We start from the raw sequence: 19413 nt of genomic DNA, 5'->3' as shown, positions 1-19413 counted from the left end.
GCAAGCTGCTTACTATAGATAGGCGGGAATTGGATAAAAAAATCCCCGCTAGCAACGGGGATTACTGTGAGCTTGATGAGTTTTTAAAGCTTAGGCGAACTGCTGGCCGTATACGCAGCAGATGGCAATCCAAGCTCTTCTTCAAATTTTTTAATAAGCTGCTCATCCAATTCGGCCTCGGAAATCAGCTTTTCCCATGCTTTTAGCTTGTTTTTTAAATACTCTAACAATTTCTCTATTTGATCTTTAAATGCTTCCGGTTTATTTGCATACAGCTTGTTGAGTCTGGCAATAAATGTAATCAGGGTATGGGTAAAAATATCCTCGCCCTCACATTCATAATCCTTTTTATTTTTATGCAGCTTGGGGTGCATCGCGCTCAACCTGAGCATGGCATTAATTATTTTATCATTCTTTGGATGTATCGCCAGAACCTGTCGGTATAGATATAAAGCGATAGCAGGTTGATTGGTCTGTCTTGGCTCTAGCATGAAATCCGCCATAAATGATAAAACAATAGGCTTGAAGGATGACGTTTTAGCTTTTGCAGTAAAACTGTTTAAAACCTTCATAAATGCCTGCCCCACTTGCTGCATATCAGGTTTTTGGATTTCAACGCCCGGAGCTGAAACAGGAACGGGGCTGGGAGTCTTCCTGGTAAAAAATCCGGGAGCGCTGCTTGAAGAAGAGGCAGATTGCTTATCCTGTGCTTGCATCAGTGACATACTATCAGCAAAAAGAATCACTTCTTCTTCAATAACTGAATCTGTATCAGGTGTTTCAAGACACACTTCGACAACTTCAACCTCTCTGCTTCTCTTATTGGCAGGCGCACTTCCAGTCTCAGGATAAGTGCTTACGTCTTTGGCTATTGAAGCCGCTTTTCTTTTTTTCCTGCCTGTCTCTGTATTTATAGTCAGGGTTATTTCTTCTTCGTCATCCACTATAACAATCACCTCTTCGACCTCTTCGGAAGATGTAAGTGATTCACTGCTTCTCGATGTTTCAAAAACGGGATCGCTTTCCCCTTCTTCGTCAGTATCAGAATCGAAATGAACTTGATCAAAATCAAATTGATCTTCTGGAGTCTCTTCTTCAATTGGCAGTTTTTCCAAACGTCTACTACTAATAAATCGGCGCGGATCAATGACCAGCTCAATTTCCTCTTCCTCTTCCGCAGCAACGTTTACAGGGAAGGTTTGAGTGGTTTCATCCGAAAATTTTTCCAGATTATCTGCAAGTCTGTTTTCAAAAATATTCAGCCAGCCTTTTAAACTCTCTGCTTCATCTTCATCGTCTGCCTTACCAGGGAAAGAAGCGGAACTTGCGAATTTCATTGCTGCTTTAACAATTGTACGGCTTAGTCTTTCTTCCGGGCATTCTTTGGTCGCGCACAGACTTACCGCAAAAAAGCACAGTCGTTGTTCGGGAGTAAGGCTAGATTTGGTAAGAAGCTTATGTACTCCAATCAGTTCAAGCATGCCCAAAAGATTTTGCCTTTCTTTTGAAAGCTCATAGCGATCCCCTAGAATTTCAAGCTTCAACAGAAAGGCATTAAAACCTATCTTTAACCCATGCTCATCCAGTAGAGCTATGGAAGAATCCACCCACTTCAGCGCGCTATCCAGGAGAATGGTCTTGTCCGCTGCATCTTCCGCTTCTACACAACTCTCAGAGGCTTTACCACTGGTTCTTTCACAAAAAGCAGCGCTAAGCGTGATAATTCTGGCGATATCTGCCTGCTTTTGCGTTTTTTCACCAAATCGTTTGGCCGCCTTTAGAAGGATGTTGGAAATGGGCTGTATTAAACTCAAAATGAGATCATATTCTTCACTAACAAAACTTGCTTTTTCGTATAGATTAAAATAAGAAGTCAGTAAATATTCACTTACCGCTAAATAGTCTTCATACCAGCCATCCGGCACTCTTTTATTAAGTCCCGACTGTTTATTCTTTATAGAGTTGAGCTGCTCAAGCATGACTTTAAATTTATCTGCTGCTTGCTGATAGGTTCTCGGCTTATATAGCTTAACTGCATTATCCCAGTCTGCGGACTTTATATACTTCATATTTTTCACTTACTTGCTAAATAGAGCAAATATTTTACCGCATGGCACATATTAAGTCAAAATGATGGTTTTCTGCAGAAATTGCTTTTTCATTAATGTTCTTTGCGGGATGATTAATACAATTCGGGAATAGAACGGTGCCATCCTGGCGAAATCTGTGAACTATGAATGGATTTCCAGCCGGCGCGCATAGGCGTAAACTTAAGAGGAATCCTCTATCCCAAGCTGGGAGAGGGCGAGGTTGATTTTTAAGCCCTCTCTCTAACCCTCTCCCTGAAGGAGAGAGGATTTTAAGGAGAAATAGCCCGAGAAGACTCTTTTCTCTCGAGCTGTAAAATGCAGGAATATTATTCTTTAGCGCGGGAAACGTATTCGCCTTTGCGGGTATCCACTTTAATCAGCTCACCCGTTTGTATAAATAAGGGAACACGTACCACAGCTCCCGTTTCGAGAATGGCCGGTTTGCCGCCGCCGCCAGAGGTATCGCCACGGACACCCGGATCGGTTTCAGTGATGGTCAGGACGACAAAATTGGGAGGCGTCACCTGAATGGGCTCGTTATTCCATAAGGTGACAATGCAAATATCCTGCTCTTTAAGCCATTGTTTGGCTTCTTCCAGCGGCTCTTCTCCGATTGCATATTGCTCGAACGTATCAGGAACCATAAAATGCCACAGTTCACCATCGTTATATAAATATTGCATTTCAACATCTGTCACATCGGCAGATGGCAGGGTTTCACCCGATTTGTAAGTGCGTTCAACCACTCGACCTGTTTTTAAATTCCGAATTTTTACTCGGGTAAACGCCTGGCCTTTTCCGGGTTTAACAAATTCACAGTCAACAATGCTGCAAGGCGCACTATCAACCATCACTTTCAATCCATTTTTAAATTCATTGGTGCTATAAATAGCCATTCGGACTCCACAGTTGAGATTTTGTTGCATTTTCGTTAGAGTTCGCGCAGTTTATCAATTTTGAATCATTAATGCGAGATGCCTTTGTGAGTTGGCAAAAAATTTTAGCGCAGGGATTTGCCTCATCCAGTGAGTTGTTGCAGTTTCTGGGCTTATCAGCTGTTCAAGGCAGTACGGCAGCGGAAAAGCTCTTCAAAACCCGAGTACCACGCGGTTTTGCGGAGCGCATGAAAAAGCATGACCCTGAGGATCCTCTTTTACTGCAAGTTCTGGCCAGTGAAGAAGAACTGCTTGAGGTCGATGGCTATCAGAACGACCCTTTGCAGGAAAACAGCAGCAATCCGCTCACCGGATTATTGCATAAATATACCGGGAGAGTTTTGCTAACCTTAACCGGCACTTGTGCGGTCAATTGCCGTTACTGCTTTAGAAGGCATTTTCCCTACCAGAAAAATAATCCTGGCCGCGAAGGCTGGCAGCAGGTCATTGATTATATAAAAGGGAACTCCAGCGTTTCTGAAGTTATTCTAAGTGGCGGCGATCCCTTGCTGGCCTCCAATACCGTTTTGAGCTCAGTGCTTAAGCAGCTGGATCAAATCAAACACGTCACCACTGTACGCTTTCATACCCGAATTCCTATTGTATTGCCGGAAAGGATTGATGAGGAATTTTTATCCATCTTAAGCTCATTGCGGTTGCAAAAGGTGATAGTGGTTCATTGCAACCATGCACAGGAGCTGGATGAAGCGGTTGAATCAGCCTGCCGGCTGCTGCAGACATCGGGTTGTCATCTGCTCAATCAGTCGGTTTTATTAAATAAGGTTAATGCCGATGCAAAAACTTTAGCCGAGTTGAGTCAGCGCTTATTTAGTTGCGGCATATTGCCTTATTATCTGCACATACTCGATAAAGTAGCAGGAGCCGCACATTTCGATCTGCCGCAGGAAAAGGCATTGCAGATTTTTCAAGATCTGCAAACCTTGCTTCCCGGATATCTGGTACCTCGTCTTGCAAGGGAGGACGCCGGCAAAGCCAGCAAGACCCTGCTTTATTAGCAACTAAAAGAGAGTGTTCATCAAACTGTCATGCCATGTCATTTGGGAGATCTCTCACTGCGTTCGAGATGACGGCTGCCTGAACGCTCTCGCTAAAAATCCGCATTGGCGGTTTTTGAGTAAAGCTGCAGTAATTTTTCCTGGGCGGAGTGAGAACCATTACGCATAGGCTTATAAGTGCCGTCAGCCTGCATTTCCCAGGCATACATATTATCTTTCAGGTAGTTTTTGAAAATTTCCTGCTTGATTCGCTTACGAATGGATTCATCCTGAATAGGGAACAAAATCTCAATACGATTGTACAGATTTCGCTCCATTAAATCGGCGCTTGAACAGTAATAATATTCACTATCTTCAATGCGGAAGCAATAGATTCGATGATGTTCAAGAAAACGTCCCAAAACTGAGATAACTCGAATATTTTCTGAAATTTCAGGTATACCCGGTTTTAAACAACACATGCTGCGAACAATCAAGTTGATTTTTACGCCCGCCTTTGATGCAGCATACAGAGCCTGAATCATGGCCTTATCGGTCAATCCGTTAATTTTAATGTTAATTTCGGCATTTTTTCCTTCTTTCGCCGCTTCCGCACAGGCATCAATATGTGCCATGAGATTTTTCTGCAGAGTAAACGGAGAATGGCATAATGCCTTTAACTTAACCGTTTTGCCAAGACCGGTTAATTGCTGAAAAATAATTTGTGTGTCCGCAGTAATCGCTGCATCGGCGGTTAATAAACCAAAATCGGTATATCGCCTGGCAGTTTGTTCGTGATAATTGCCTGTTCCCAAATGGACATAGCGTTTGAGTTTACCGTGAGTTCTTCGCACCACCAGAGTCATCTTGGCATGGGTTTTATAGCCCATTACGCCATACAAGACCAGCACACCCGCTTCATGCAAGCGATTAGCCAATCGCAGGTTAGACTCTTCGTCAAAACGGGCGCGCAACTCCACTACCGCCGTCACCTCTTTTCCAGAACGGGCGGCTTCAACAAGAGCGCGAACCATTACTGACTCAGAATGCGTTCGGTATAAGGTCTGCTTGATAGCCAGAACATTAGGATCAGCAGCAGCCTGTCGGACAAAGTCAATGATCACCTCATAACTTTGGTAGGGATGATGCAGGAACACATCTTGCTCGTCTAACACATTGAACAAATTTCGGCGTTGATGGATAAAATCAGGATATTGCACATTTAGAGGCGGATAGTTCAAGTCAGGCCGGTCTATACGATTAATAGCACTGTAAAAGCGCTGTAAATTGACAGGCCCATCGCAGTAATACGTATCCTCATGATGAAGGTGATGTTTCTGCAATAGAAAATCGACAATATGTTCAGGGCATTTTTTATCCACTTCCAAACGCACAACATGCCCATAATGTCTTGAAAATAGTTCCCTTTGTACGGCCACAGCCAAATCTTCAATTTCCTCCTCGCGCAAAAACAGATCGCTGTTTCTGGTCAGGCGGAACGGGTAACAGCCATTGATTTCCATGCCCGGAAACAAGCTGCTGATATGCGTTTGAATAATTGATGAAAGATAAACAAAGTAACTGCCGCCATCAGTACATAACTCGGAAGGCAGATGGATCATTCTCGGCAGCGAGCGCGGGGCATGGACGACCGCATAGTCAATGTTTCGATCAAAAGCGTCCTTTCCACGAAGGGAGATGATAAAATTAAGACTTTTATTAAATAATCTTGGAAACGGGTGTGCCAAATCCAGGGCAATTGGGCTTACGATAGGCAATATTTCATTTTTAAAATAGTGTTTGGCCCATAAATGAATGTCATCCGTCCATTCTTCGACATTTAAAAAATGGATATGCTCTTTACGCATCTCGGGCAGTAATTGCCTGTTGAAAATATTATAAAGCTCATCGCTTAGAATATGTGCCTTCTTACTGATCTGGCTAAACACTTCCTCGGCGCGCAAGCCGTCAATATTTAATTTTGGAGATGCTATGGCTATTTTTTCTTTAAGACCCGCGACTCGAATCTCAAAAAACTCATCCAGGTTACCACAGCAAATACAGAGAAAACGCATCCGCTCCAACAAGGGGATTCGCTCATCCTTAGCCAATTGCAATACCCGTTCATTAAAAGCAAGGGCAGTAAATTCGCGATTAATATAAAATTCCGGATTATCTAAATTCTTACTCAAGATCGCTCCTGCTGGATATTTAAATTATTCATTATCAGGTATGGACCAAAAAGAAGCAGATGCCAATATAGGCAATAAAGCCCCAGAATGGGGATAGTTGTAGATATACCAAAGCTAAGAAAAATAAGATACAGGCGATTACAACAGGCAGCGAATAATAGCTTTGAACAACCCCTTGCGCCACTGAATACGACGCGGCAGCTAATAAAGCCAGAGCCCCATACTGCACGGCGATCATTATTTTCTGAGCGAAGGGAGAGTTGTGATTGTTCAGGAACTGATAACCCACTACAGCAAGAACCAAGCCTGGTAAATTCAGGGAAAGGACCGCCAGAAGCAAGCCGATGTATCCGGCAAGCTTGTATCCTATTAATGCGGAAAGTTTTACTGCCGTTAAACCGGGGAATAGAAAACTCGAGCCCACCATCGCGATAAACTCTTCCTGGCCAACCCAATGACGATGATTAACCACCTCAACTTCAATCAGTTTAAGCATGGAATTGCCGCCGCCCAGAGAAACTATGCCGATTTTTCCAAAGCTTGCGACCAAGTTAAGCAAAGTATTATTCATGAAAATGAGTCTGCTTTAAAAATCGCACATAATCGCAGGAAATATTCTGCCTCATCAATAACTGACTCAGGCGAGAAACCAAAAGCTGAGAACGTCCCTCAATACAGACACTAAAAAATCGCTGATTCGCAATACTCAACCTTGCCAGCTCAAGCTTTATTGTCGGATTGAGGGGGAATTTATACTTCAGAGCGACCTTGTCAACTCGAATCATACGGCTTTCCTGCTGAACTTTAGCGAGCATTTCCCCTACAGTCAGTGCTGGTTCTCCAGACAACAGGTCTTCTGGCGCCTGCTCCAGGAGGTTGGTTTTATGCCCGAAGCCCTGGCATCCCCCTTTTTCTTCAAGCAGGGGTTTGTATAACAGTTGATCGCGCCGATCTTTAATATTGTAGTATCCTTCACCGATAAGATGGTACACATCGACTCGCTGCTTGATTTGATAACGGGACAGATCGAGAAACTCCTCCCCTAATCCATGTAAGATGATATGGCTGTCGGCGGGCCAGAAATAGCGAATTTCCCAGCGCAGCGAATCGGACTCCTCCTGAGGAAAAGCAGTGAAATCGATTAAATCTTCAGGGTCAATCTCAAAATTCCAGACCAGGCGGGTTTTTAGCATACCTTCGTTTTCCTTCACCTAATAAATCTTTAGCAAGCGACTCTCGCAAAATTAACTGTAACGAGTATATACTACAAAATCAAATGCTTAATTGCTCATTTGCAACTCATAATAATATTAAAGGAATAAACATGGCTACAATTCTGTTTCTCATCTATCTCGTGTTTACTCTGATCATCTTGTATCGCGGTTTGCCCGCAATTGTATGGGAGATTGGCTCGGCAGTTTATCTGATTCTGGCTACTTTTTTTATCGGCATGCACTGGCTGCCAGGAATTTTAATCTGGCTGGCTATTCTTGTGACGGTCATTCTATTACACGTTGAGCCGGTGAGAGCCGCCTTTGTTGACTTTATCTATAAGCGCTCGGTCAAATCAATTCCAAAGCTGTCGAAAACTGAAGAAGAAGCACTCAATACCGGCGATACCTGGATTGAACAGGATATATTTACAGGCTCACCGGACTGGGAAAAATTATCCGCTATTTCTTCAGAGCTGACTCCTGAAGAACAATCGTTTCTGGACAACGAAACACAAGCGCTCTGCAATATGCTGGATGAGTGGAGCATTGGACAGGAAAGGGATTTACCAGAAACCGTATGGAATTTTATCAAGGAAAAAGGCTTTCTGGGCCTCGTTATTGCCAAAGAGTACGGTGGTAAAGGATTTTCTGCACGGGCTCATTCCGATATCGTTATGAAAATTGCCAGCCGCTCTGGAGTAGCGGCGGTTACAGTGATGGTTCCCAATTCTCTTGGCCCAGGCGAGCTCTTGCATTATTACGGCACGGATGAGCAAAAAGCAAAATATCTCCCAAATCTGGCAAAAGGCATTGATATCCCCTGCTTTGCGCTGACTGAACCTGGTGCGGGAAGTGACGCGACCTCCATTCAATCAGAAGCAATTGTCACTCAGAAACAAATCAATGGCCAGAATGTTCTTGGATTAACCATCAATCTGAACAAACGCTGGATTACCCTGTCTCCGGTTGCCACTTTAATCGGTTTGGCAGTTAACCTTAAAGACCCGCAAGGCCTGTTAAACGGGGTCGGAGAAGAAGGGATTACCTGCGTATTAATCCCCAGAAATACCGAAAATCTGGAAATTGGCAATCGCCACTTACCGGCAGATCAACCCTTTATGAACGGCACCATTCGTGGAAAAGATATCTTTGTGCCTATTGATACCATTATTGGCGGCCAGAAAAATGCTGGTCATGGCTGGCAGATGCTGGTGGAATGTCTATCAATTGGACGTTCAATTTCCCTGCCGGCGCTGGCTGCAGCTTCCTCCTCCGTTTGTTATCTGGTTAGCGGGGCTTTTGCGCGTATCCGTCGGCAATTCAGTGTGGAGATTGGTCAATTTGAAGGGATTGAAGAGAAACTGGCTGAAATTGCCGGCTTGAGTTATCTGGTTAACGCCACGCGTTTGTTAACAGTTGCAGCCGTGAATCAGCATATGAAACCTTCTGTTGCCTCGGCCTTAACCAAGTATTTTAATACCGAGCTGGCACGTAAAGTAATAAACAATGCAATGGATGTGCATGCTGGCCGTGCGGTAGTCGTTGGACCACGAAACTACTTAACCAGCTTCTATGTCAGTCTTCCCATTTCACTGACTGTCGAAGGGGCTAACATTATGTCCAGAAACCTGCTGATCTTTGGCCAGGGTTCGATGGCTTGCCACCCCTTCGTACGAAACGAGTTTTATGCAATTGCCAAAGAAGACAAAAAAGAATTCGGTAATTTGCTTTGGCAGCATATTCATTATTTTCTGCAGAATTTTGCGAAAAGTATTTGTTCGGGCTGGACCGGTGGTATTTTCATCGCCGCTCCAGATAATGCGCTGAAAAAACAATATCGAAAATTAGCCCGGTTAAGCCATGCCTTTGCCTGGCTCGCTGATCTCTCCCTGATTTATCTGGGTGGTGAGTTGAAGCGTAAAGAGCGTCTGTCGGCACGTTTGGCAGATGCTATGTCGTATTTGTATCTGGCAATGGCAGCGCTAAGGCTTTATCAAAATGACAAGGGCAATGCGGATCAGCAACTGCATGCGCTTTGGGCAACCTCTTACTGTTTTTATCATGCGCAACAGGCAATGATTAACTTCTGCCAGAATTTTCCTTCACGTATTATAGGCGGTTTAGTGCAATTTTTACTCTTTCCTCTTGGGCAGAGCATGCGTTATCCCTGTGATCGGCTCGACAAGAAGCTGGCGCGCTCAATGATGGGCAATAACCAATACCGCGACACTATAAAGCACTGGATATTTTTGAGTGGCGATAGCAGTCAGCCCGTTGATCGTATGGAAGAGACCCTGCAACTGCTGATCCAGAATGCCGGCTTGTATCAGAAAGTGGGCGGCTTAAAGCGGTATGAGTTTGACAAACTGCATGACATTCTCGAGACCCGGGTTGCAAAAGGAGAACTTACCCAGGAAGAAATGGATACTTTAATGAAAGTAGAAAAAGCACGTTGGGACGCCATTCAGGTGGATGAGTTTACTTTTGATTCCATGAAAAACAAAACTTACTCGTCAGTGACTGATAAAATAGCGACACCATTCGATTGATTTACTATTCTTTAACGATCGTGGAGCTTATTTTATTCAATCTACTCTGTTACTCTTTTGCTATACTTTGTTATATTTTTTGACAAATCTAACTGCTTGCCAGCCAAAAAGAAAAGGCTGGCAAGCAGTTACGAATTCATTCTATCTGTGAGTTAAATGACATGCTGAAAACTACCAAACGAGGCAGTACAGTTGCCGAAAATATGCCCTATTTTAACGCAATCAAGCAAGCCGGCGAGGTAGCGTCTACGCCAGAAGCGGCAAGATATCTGGTAGATCAAGCCACTAAAAAAATGATTGCCGTGGGTAAACTGGCTGATGCACAAACCATGCTTAAGTCGCTTGAAGAATATCGCCAAAATGTGGAAATGCAAAGAAAAAGACCGTCGCCGCAATCCGACGATGAGCCAGTCCGCTCAGACTTTCAAAATCTGCAGCATAATCTCGCTGAAGCAGCAATTGAAGCGATAAAGGGCTTAGCCAAGGGCAGCATCAAACTGGATTATGCGCTTAATGATCAAACTAAAATATTGCGTGGTTTTTCAGTGAACGGGGATATTATCCAAAAAGGAGAGCCTTTACTGGATGCCCTGGACAAAGCCCTTAATGCCTGGCTTGCTGAAAGGAATATGGTGAGTAAGGGAAGTATGATTTATGAATGTGATCAGAGTGGACAAATTAAAAAGGACTCCGCAGGAAATCCAGTCAAAGCGGATCCAGTTAAACTGGGACAAATGATCAATGATAGGGAACAGGGCTTTCAGAAGACCCTTTCTTCAAAAGGCGTTGACATCAATGTATCGCAGCATCGATACCCGGAAAAACGCGCCGAAGCCCAGCAGGCCGCACAAGCTCAACAAAGACAAGAACCGGAACCGGAAGCACCTACTTCAGGTTCGGGCATGGGAGGGTAGCGTCAGCTTGGGGTAAATCAACCCTCACCCTCACTGCCATTAAGTTAAGGGAAGTCTGCAATTACAAGTAGGTTGGGCCCTTGGCCCAACATTGCTATGGAGTGGTTCAACCCATTGTTGGGCCAAGGGCCCAACCTACAATTCCTTGTTTCTGATTAGCTAAATGCCATCGTTCGAGAGAGCCTATATCTATCCAGCTGCCGGCATAATGCTCACCGCTGATTAAGCCTTTCACAGCATTCTCTCGCCAAAGAGGGGTTACTGAAAAACGCCCAGGCTCATAGCGGTCGAAAAACTGTGGATGGTAACAGGCAATTCCCGAATAGGTGTATTTTTTATCCTCATTACTAACTTTCTGATATTCATTCAAGCCGAAATCACCCCTGCTGTTATGAGCGGGATTATCGACCAGAACCAGATGCGCAAGGGATCCTTTAGGCAACTGGATATTTGAAAAATCAAAATCGGTAAATATATCGGCGTTTACAGTAAGAAATGGCGTATTACCCAATAAAGGCAATGCATTGATAATACCTCCGCCGGTCTCCAGCCCTCCGGGTGGCTCAGGTGAATAATGGATATCCACCCCCCAACGGCTGCCATCCTGCAGGTGATGCCGGATCTGACTCCCAAGATAGGCGTGATTGACAATAATTTTCTCAAAACCAGCAGAAGCCAGATTACTGACATGATACTCGATTAAAGGCATGCCCTGAACACGGCACATTGCTTTGGGGCAGGTTTTGGTAAGGGGTTTTAATCGCTCTCCTCTTCCTGCCGCCAAAATCATCGCAGTTTTCATGGCAAATGGATCCTTCGTTGAATAAATTGGTAGAATGGTTTCAATTCCTCATAACTCTCAAGACAATCAAGTACATAATGGAGAGTTAATGGCAAATCTTTTAAGTAACCCGGTTTATTATCGCGCAAATAAAGCCTGGAGAAAACACCAAGCACTTTCAAATGCCTTTGCAGGCCACATAAATCAAATGCACGCTGAAACTCTTTGAGACTCATCTCTTCCGTAAGCGTGGACTGCTCATAAAAACATTTGACCCATTCATGAACCCGCTCCCTGGGCCATTGAATATAACAATCTTTCAATAAGGAAACCAAATCATAGGTGCAAGGGCCTTTCATGGCATCCTGAAAATCGATCAGGCCCAACTCTTTTGGCCTGTCACTCAGAATCATCAGGTTGCGTGAATGAAAATCACGATGAATCATGGTCTGCGGCTGAGCTGACAACTGCTCAACCAGCCAGTCAAAGGTATTCGCCAACAAATGCTGTTCCGACTCGTCAAGCTTCAGTTTCAAATAGGCATCAACAAACCATTCATTAAAAAGAGACAACTCCTGAAGCATGAAGCCAGTATTAAATACCGGTAAGTTGCCTACGGCACATTGCTGTAAGCGCAATACATTATCAATCGCCACCGCATACCATTCATCCACAGTGTCTGCCTGCAAATGTGCCAGAAGCAACTGGTCGCCAAAATCTTCAAGTACAATAAAGCCTAGCGTCTCATCGGCCCTGAATATCCTGGGAGAGCGCAAACCATGACGGTTCAATAACTCGGCAATAGCCAGAAAGGAATTGATTTTTTCCCTTTCTGGGGGAGCATCCATAATGATCCCTTTGAAATTGGCATATTCAATTCGGAAATAACGCCTGAAACTGGCATCGCCAGTCAAAGGTTTGATTTGATACTCTCCGCCTACCCAGGGTTTTAACCAATTGTGCAGTGCGTTTTCCCGTTCTTGCATGCTATACTCCAAAACCTTGTTCATAGACTGCTGAAGCATCAGCAATCATTAAAATGTTGTGCACTTTGTGCTCGTGGATCATAAGGTATTTTGGTGACGGTGAAAATCAGGTTTTATCAGAAGATCCTATCAATGAACAGCAAAACGATTTCCCGCGCGTTTTGCGCAGGTAGTCTATTGGCTGCGGTTTCTGCCGGCCTGTTTTATTTCCGAAGCGTCAATGCGGAAACTGCCATCATTGAGCCTGTGCAAGCCTGTGTTATCAAACCCGATATGGAAGATAACGACTATAATCGCGCCTTATTTGCGCGCTGCCTTAATTGGCAACCCAATGCCGCAGTTCCGGTTTGTCGCGGCAACTATACTGAGATAAGCATTCCGCCATTGGACGAGGATGAAATTCGCCTGCAGGCAGATAATGTATCCTTTTACCGCGAGGGTCGTTCTACCTTATCGGGAGATGTAACCGTTCAGCAGAATGAGCGCATTGTTAACGCCCAAACGGCTTATGTGTATCGAGATGACAAAACCAATGAAATTACCCATGTTGAATTATTAGGCAATGTCCGCTATCTCGAGCCAGGCCGATTGATGGTCGCCCGCAAAGTTACCATTAATATGCAGGACAAGTCAGGTAAGGCAGAAGATGTTATTTACCGTTTTAATACGCGAAAACAAGGTTCTATTCTGCCGGCCTGGGGACGAGCCAGCCTTATTGAGCGCTTTGCCAACAAGGATTATTTTCTGAATAAAGCGACTTACAGCACCTGTGCGCCACAGGATAGAGCCTGGGAAATTCGCGCGGAAAAAATCACCCTGGATGACTCTGAAAAAATGGGGGTCGCCCGCAATGCCCAGCTTTTAATCCGGCGTGTTCCTGTTCTGTATACCCCTTATTTAAGTTTTCCCACTTCTAAAGACAGAAAATCAGGTTTTTTAATCCCTACCAAGGGCTACTCCAATGTGGGCGGCTTTGATTTCTCACTGCCTTATTACTGGAATATGGCCCCCAATTATGACGCCACTATCATTCCTCATCTGTATACCCGGCGCGGATTAATGATGGGCGGGCAATTCCGTTATCTTACTGAAAACTCCAGTGGAAACATCAATGGCCGTTTTTTACCGCACGACCGCGCCTATGCTGATTTTTTACATGACAATCAACTGGATTTTCCTGAGCTGCGCGGGTTGTCAAAAGATCGCTGGTCGATGCAATTCTTTGATTTGACCCGAATCAATCCGAATCTCAACCTGCGCATTAATTATCAGCAAGTCTCGGATGATTACTATCTACAGGATTTCAGCAGCAATCTTGCTGTGCTGACCGAGCGGCAGCTGTTACGCGAAGGCGAACTGGATTATACAACGGAACACTGGCTGTTTCGTGGTTTGCTGCAAAGCTATCAGACTCTGCAGCCGATCAATGAATCCCGAATTGCTGATATTTATCAGCGTTTACCTCAGTTGATGGCTCATGGCGTTTATGAAGATTTACCCTTTAACGGCAATTTAAGTCTGCATGGCCAGTTCGACAATTTTGACTGGCCGAACAGTTTGTATTACCAGCCGGAAGGGCCGCGTTATCACTTCAATCCTATATTATCTTTCCCGCAGCTACGCCCTTGGGGTTATATCACTCCGAATATCGAACTGGTGGAAAATTACTATGATGTACGGCGTTATTACAGCGACATCAATCGCGATTTTAACAATACAACCCCCCGTTATTATCTGGACAGTGGTCTTTATTTTGATCGCTCAAGCAGTCTGTTCGGCCAGGCCTTTAATCAGACGCTGGAGCCGCGTCTGTTTTATCTGTATGTCCCTTTTCATAATCAGACTGAAATACCCGTCTATGATTCGGCTTATACCATTTTCAATGCGGATCAATTGTTCAGGACTAATCGCTTTTCCGGTTATGATCGTATCGGCGATACCAATCAATTATCCTATGCGGTGACCTCCCGTTTTCTTTCGGATGAAACAGGTGCTGAAAAAGCCAGCTTTACTATTGGGCAAAGCCATTATTTTGCCAATCGCCGCGTCCAGCTTTGTCAGTCGCCCACCGGCTATTGCAAAGATGTACCTTATACTTTGGGTTATCTCTCGCCCACAACAGATTATTCACCTATTGCCTCCCGAGCCTTGTATCGCCTGAATCCCTCCTGGGTAGTCACCGGTGACTATGTCTGGGATCCGCATACTCGCTCAACTGATAACGGCAATATTAATTTTCATTACCAGCCCGAAGTCAATAAAATTATAACCCTGGGATATACCTATCTGGTTAATGGCGATATAGTGGAGCTTTCTGAAATACCTCTGCAGAAAAATGCGCTGCACCAGGCCTCAGCCTCGTTTGCCTGGCCAATTAATGACGCATGGAGTACATTAGGAGCTTTCAGTTATAATATCAGCAAACGCTATGACATGATGACTTTTATGGGCATTCAATATGACAATTGCTGCTGGGCAGTCCGGCTAGTCGGAGGACGCGCGTTCAAGAGCTTAAGCCAGGCTGCGCGCCCGCAGTATAATGATAATGTGTATCTGCAACTCTTGCTAAAAGGCTTGGGTTCAGTGGGGAATAGTGATCCTGCGACCATTATTCATACTTATATTCCGGGTTATCGAGACAGTTTTCATCGTTACTAATTCATTTGTATAATATTGATTACGACTTGTATTTTGTTTAAAAATAACCCAAAATCGCAGAAAAAATAAAATGAGGAAACCAGGCATGTTTAAACGTTTCGCAGTATTGAGTCTGCTGATATCCTTTTATGCACCCACACTGTTTGCTGAGCCATTGGATAGAGTGGTCGCCGTTGTTAACGATGGTGTCATTACTTCCAGTGAATTGAATCAGCAGGTCAGTATTCTAAAGAAGCAGTACGAAGCCAAAAATATGCAGGTTCCTTCCGACAAGGTATTGCGTAAACAGGTTTTGCAGCATCTGATTGATGTGGATTTACAGCTGCAATTAGCAAAGCAAAATGATATCAGCATTGATAATTCCGAGTTGAATGAGGCGATTTCCAAGATTGCCGAAACCAATCATATTTCACTGACCGACTTGCGTGAGGCCGTAGAAAATCAGGGCTTGAGTTGGAATAACTATCGCGAAAATATTCGTAAGGAAATTCTTTTGGGCAGACTGCAGCAAAAAGCGGTTGGCCGGGATCTCAACATCACCAATCAGCAGGTAGAGGATTTCCTGAAAACCTCTTATCAGCAGGATAAAAGCCAACTGACATATCATCTGCAAAATATTGTTATTCCCTTACCTGAGGAACCCACCACCGATCAATTAAAAAGTGCTGAGAAAAAAGCCAGCGATCTTCTGAAAAAACTTCGCCAGGGCGCTGACTTCAGCCAGATTGCCATCGCCGAATCCAGTGGGGAATTTGCATTGGAGGGCGGTGATCTGGGTGAGCGTCATTTAGCGGAATTACCGGATGTATTTGTCAGCGAAGTAACCAAAATGAAAGCAGGCCAGATTGCCGGCCCGATTCGCACCGGAAATGGTTATCAGTTAATCAAGCTCACTGCCATTGGCGGGGATAATGGTAAGCATGAAGTGGTAAAAACCCACGTACGTCATATTCTGCTTAAATCCGACTCCAGTCTGACTCCTGCTGAAGCAAGCCGACAAGCCAATAACCTCTATCAGCAAATCAAATCCGGGAAAGACTTTGCCCTGCTGGCCAAACAATATTCACTGGATGCCGCCAGTGCGGTTAAAGGCGGTGATTTGGGCTGGGTTACCCCAGGAGAGTTAGTTCCTGAATTTGAAAAGGCAATGGACGGCTTGCCGCTGCATAAGGTCAGCAAACCGGTAAAATCAGTCTTTGGCTGGCATTTAATCGAGGTGCTGGAGCGGAAAAAAGTGGATGATTCCGCCTCTTATCAAAGGCAACAGGTTCGTCAATTCCTGCAACAGAAGAAATTTACTGAAGCCGTGCAGAACTGGCAGCAGCATTTACGTACCGATGCCTACATCAAAATTATGGATAAGGAATTGGCATGAGGCCTCTGCTGCTCAGCAGTGGTGAACCAGCCGGAATCGGCCCGGATATTTGCCTCGCTTTAGCAGAGGAAGAATATCCGGTGGTAATAGCGGGCGATCCCGATGTTTTAGCCGAGCGCGCCAGCCAGTTAAATCTTGCGGTGGAATTGGAAGTTTTTCAAGGCAGTGCTTCATTCACGCCTCGCCGAGGCAGTCTCCAGGTGTTGCCGTTTTCTTGTGCAAAAAAAGTAAAGCCTGGAGAGCTTAACCCGCAAAACGCGCCAATGGTTATCCAGATGCTCTCGGAAGGAATTGATGCCTGTCTCGCCGGTAAGTTCGCAGCCTTAGTGACCGCCCCAGTGCATAAAGCCATTATTAATCAGGCCGGTATTCCATTTACAGGGCATACCGAGTTTTTAGCCGAGCGCTGCAAAGCGGATACCGTGGTTATGATGTTGGCCTGTGAAGCGATGCGTGTTGCCTTGGTTACTACGCATTTGCCACTGCGCGCAGTGGCTGACGCGATTGATGGACCGCTTTTACAATCCGTGATTCGCCAATTGCATCGATCGCTGCAGATTGATTTCGGGATTAAAAATCCGCAGATTGCAGTGGCAGGTTTAAATCCCCATGCCGGTGAAAGCGGCTATCTGGGCCGCGAAGAAATCGATGTAATCATCCCCACACTGCGGCAATTGCAGGCCGAAGGTATTGAGGTTCACGGCCCCTTTCCTGCAGACACAATGTTCACTCCTCATCACAAGGCCGATGCCTTTGTCGCTATGTACCATGATCAGGGCTTACCGGTGCTGAAATACGCAGGCTTTGGTGATGCTGTGAATATTAGCCTGGGTTTGCCGATTATTCGCACCTCGGTAGATCATGGAACGGCGCTGGAATTGGCGGGTACAGGCAAAGCAGCTTGCGGTAGTCTGCTTGCCGCCGTAAAAACCGCATTGGCTATGGCCCAACAAAGAGCAAAATATGACACTAATTAGCTTAATTGCAGCCGTTGACGAAGCTCAGGGACTGGGTAAGAACAATCAGTTGCTCTGTCATCTACCGGCTGATCTGAAATTTTTCAAGCAAATAACTTTAGGTAAACCGATTATCATGGGTCGAAAAACCTTCGCCTCCATCGGTAAAGCGCTTCCGGGCCGTCAAAACATTGTGGTTAGCCGCTCGTCTGTTAGCGCAGCCGAGATTGAGGTGGCACACTCTCTGGAAGAGGCTCTGGAACTCTCTCAAGGGGCACCGGAAGTAATGATCATCGGTGGCGCCAGTATTTATCAGCAAATCCTGCCGCAGGCACAGCAGATTTATCTGACGCAGATTCATCATCGCTTTGATGCGGATGTGTTTTTTCCAGCGATTAATCAGGATGAATGGAGTTGTGAGAAAATTGAGGAGCATGAGCAAGATGAGAAAAATGCCTATTCAATGAGTTTTTATCTTTATAAACGAAAATAATTGAGATCTTCAGAAGCTTGAGCTTTGCTTACAATACACTAGCCAATTAGTGATACAGGCAATGGCTCTCCTGAGTCTCTGAGCCGCAACTAAAACATTATTATGGCGATCTATGAAATGCTTTAGGCAACCTGCTGCCCCAGGAGCACACCACATTTCAACTGCAATCTCCCTATCCTACACTTGATTTTGGTTCAGCCAGGATAAGTCATTACCTATATGTTTTATAATAGACCAATATTAATCAGTTCGCGATAATAATGATAAAAGCTAAGATAATGGCTTATTGTGGCTATATACGGTGCCCTTCTTCCCCCATTCGCCTACCTACCGCACATAAAGCTTTAGTTCACTTAAGCTTTCTTGACTCCAGCAGATCAATTGTGAAGGAAGAAGCCCCTCTCCCGCGGAAGAAATTTGAGCAAAATACTTATGTTTTTCGCGGGAGAGGGTTGGGGACACTGCCATTAAGTTAAGAATTTTTGTCCTTCCCGTGAAGGCGGGAATCCATTTCTCAATTGGCATTATAGCTAGCGCAGAGATGGATCCCCGCCTTCGCGGGGAGGACAGTTTATATACATCTAAGCTTAACCTAATGGCAGTGAGGGTTATAGCGCGGGAAAGCAGACCTTCGGGACTTAATCGCGAAAGTTCTCAAACTGTAATTCGACAGGCACTTTTTCCTTTTTCAATAAGGCAATGACTTCCTGCAAGTCATCGCGTTTTTTGCCATTCACCCGTACTTTATCACCCTGAATGGAGGTCTGGACTTTGAGCTTGGCGTCCTTGATAAGGCTAATGAGTTCCTTGGCTGCGGGTTGATCAATTCCCTGCTTGAATTTCATATTCAGAGAATAGGTTTTACCGGTATGAATGGGCTTATCTTCGATTTCCACACCGACTAAACTCACATTACGTTTAGTACAGTGATTACGGAATAAATCTTCAAGTTGTCTAACCTGAAAATCAGATTCTGATTTTAGGGTAACGGTTAGCTCTTTCAGTTCGATGCTGGATTCAACGCCGCGAAAATCAAAGCGTGTTCCCATTTCTCTGATGGCATTGTCGACTGCGTGACGAAGCTCCACCAGGTTGATCTCGGAGACAATATCAAAAGAAGGCATAGCATTTTTCTTTAGTTAGTTAATTCCGAATGATTGTACCAAAAAATCATTTTCTACGATGCTGATTTTTTGGTGAGTAGACCTGGCAGTTCATATTGATCAAATATCTTGTTAATTTGAACCTCATTGTGATAAAATTTTATCCACCCAT

15 protein-coding genes are annotated in these 19413 nt (G+C 44.7%); 7 read left to right on the top strand and 8 right to left on the bottom strand.

Going from position 1 to position 19413, the window contains the following annotated elements:
- Positions 1-83: 83 nt before the first annotated feature.
- Both LXA66_RS11160 and efp read right to left on the bottom strand, forming a co-directional pair.
- Positions 84-2069: a hypothetical protein gene (locus LXA66_RS11160; protein WP_233013246.1), complete on the bottom strand. Its 1986-nt coding sequence runs from the start codon at positions 2067-2069 to the stop codon at positions 84-86.
- A gap of 347 nt (positions 2070-2416) precedes the next feature.
- Complete coding sequence (gene efp, locus LXA66_RS11155; RefSeq protein ID WP_058506305.1) at positions 2417-2986, bottom strand: elongation factor P; 570 nt, start codon at positions 2984-2986, stop codon at positions 2417-2419.
- A 53-nt stretch (positions 2987-3039) separates the two neighbouring features.
- Here efp and epmB point away from each other — a divergent pair, with 53 nt between their 5' ends.
- Positions 3040-4041 (top strand): EF-P beta-lysylation protein EpmB, encoded by a 1002-nt coding sequence (gene epmB, locus LXA66_RS11150; protein WP_370637294.1) that lies wholly within the window; start codon positions 3040-3042, stop codon positions 4039-4041.
- A gap of 92 nt (positions 4042-4133) precedes the next feature.
- Here the strand turns inward: epmB and ppk1 are convergent, their stop codons facing one another.
- The 3 genes from ppk1 to LXA66_RS11135 are packed head-to-tail and all read right to left on the bottom strand — an operon-like array spanning position 4134 to position 7405.
- A complete protein-coding gene (gene ppk1, locus LXA66_RS11145; protein ID WP_233013244.1) occupies positions 4134-6212 on the bottom strand; it encodes a polyphosphate kinase 1 in 2079 nt (692 codons plus the stop codon).
- A 34-nt stretch (positions 6213-6246) separates the two neighbouring features.
- The gene (locus LXA66_RS11140; protein WP_233013243.1) at positions 6247-6783 is read right to left on the bottom strand and encodes a chromate transporter; all 537 of its coding nucleotides are present in this window, start codon (positions 6781-6783) and stop codon (positions 6247-6249) included.
- Positions 6776-7405 carry a hypothetical protein gene (locus LXA66_RS11135; RefSeq protein ID WP_233013242.1) on the bottom strand — a complete coding sequence of 210 codons (630 nt, stop codon included), beginning with the start codon at positions 7403-7405 and terminating at the stop codon, positions 6776-6778. The genes LXA66_RS11140 and LXA66_RS11135 overlap by 8 nt, the downstream gene beginning before the upstream one ends.
- Before the next feature lie 131 nt (positions 7406-7536).
- Here LXA66_RS11135 and LXA66_RS11130 point away from each other — a divergent pair, with 131 nt between their 5' ends.
- Entirely contained in the window at positions 7537-9975 is a 2439-nt protein-coding gene (locus LXA66_RS11130) for an acyl-CoA dehydrogenase (protein ID WP_233013241.1), read from the top strand.
- 161 nt (positions 9976-10136) lie between these two features.
- Positions 10137-10889 carry a hypothetical protein gene (locus LXA66_RS11125; protein WP_233013240.1) on the top strand — a complete coding sequence of 251 codons (753 nt, stop codon included), beginning with the start codon at positions 10137-10139 and terminating at the stop codon, positions 10887-10889.
- A 106-nt stretch (positions 10890-10995) separates the two neighbouring features.
- On the opposite strand, the gene murU is transcribed toward LXA66_RS11125, so the two are convergent.
- Together murU and LXA66_RS11115 are read right to left on the bottom strand one after the other, a co-directional pair.
- Entirely contained in the window at positions 10996-11691 is a 696-nt protein-coding gene (murU, locus tag LXA66_RS11120; RefSeq protein WP_233013239.1) for an N-acetylmuramate alpha-1-phosphate uridylyltransferase MurU, read from the bottom strand.
- A complete protein-coding gene (locus LXA66_RS11115) occupies positions 11688-12656 on the bottom strand; it encodes an aminoglycoside phosphotransferase family protein (protein ID WP_233013238.1) in 969 nt (322 codons plus the stop codon). The genes murU and LXA66_RS11115 overlap by 4 nt, the downstream gene beginning before the upstream one ends.
- A gap of 132 nt (positions 12657-12788) precedes the next feature.
- Here LXA66_RS11115 and LXA66_RS11110 point away from each other — a divergent pair, with 132 nt between their 5' ends.
- From LXA66_RS11110 to LXA66_RS11095, 4 genes are all read left to right on the top strand, one after another.
- Positions 12789-15314, top strand: a complete 2526-nt coding sequence (locus LXA66_RS11110; protein ID WP_233013237.1) for an LPS-assembly protein LptD — start codon at positions 12789-12791, stop codon at positions 15312-15314.
- Between the two features lie 85 nt (positions 15315-15399).
- Positions 15400-16689 carry a peptidylprolyl isomerase gene (locus LXA66_RS11105; protein WP_233013236.1) on the top strand — a complete coding sequence of 430 codons (1290 nt, stop codon included), beginning with the start codon at positions 15400-15402 and terminating at the stop codon, positions 16687-16689.
- Positions 16686-17666: a 4-hydroxythreonine-4-phosphate dehydrogenase PdxA gene (gene pdxA, locus LXA66_RS11100; protein WP_233013235.1), complete on the top strand. Its 981-nt coding sequence runs from the start codon at positions 16686-16688 to the stop codon at positions 17664-17666. Before LXA66_RS11105 ends, pdxA begins: the two co-directional genes overlap by 4 nt.
- On the top strand, positions 17653-18138 hold the full coding sequence (locus LXA66_RS11095; RefSeq protein ID WP_233013234.1) for a dihydrofolate reductase: 486 nt from the start codon (positions 17653-17655) through the stop codon (positions 18136-18138). Before pdxA ends, LXA66_RS11095 begins: the two co-directional genes overlap by 14 nt.
- A gap of 638 nt (positions 18139-18776) precedes the next feature.
- Here the strand turns inward: LXA66_RS11095 and LXA66_RS11090 are convergent.
- A complete protein-coding gene (locus LXA66_RS11090; protein WP_112218988.1) occupies positions 18777-19262 on the bottom strand; it encodes a YajQ family cyclic di-GMP-binding protein in 486 nt (161 codons plus the stop codon).
- Between the last annotated feature and the right edge of the window lie 151 nt (positions 19263-19413).

This window comes from Legionella sp. 16cNR16C (assembly GCF_021297775.1).
GTDB lineage: Bacteria > Pseudomonadota > Gammaproteobacteria > Legionellales > Legionellaceae > Legionella_C > Legionella_C quinlivanii_A.
Note: the sequence above shows the minus strand (reverse complement) of the source record. Positions and strands in the feature narration are given on the sequence as shown.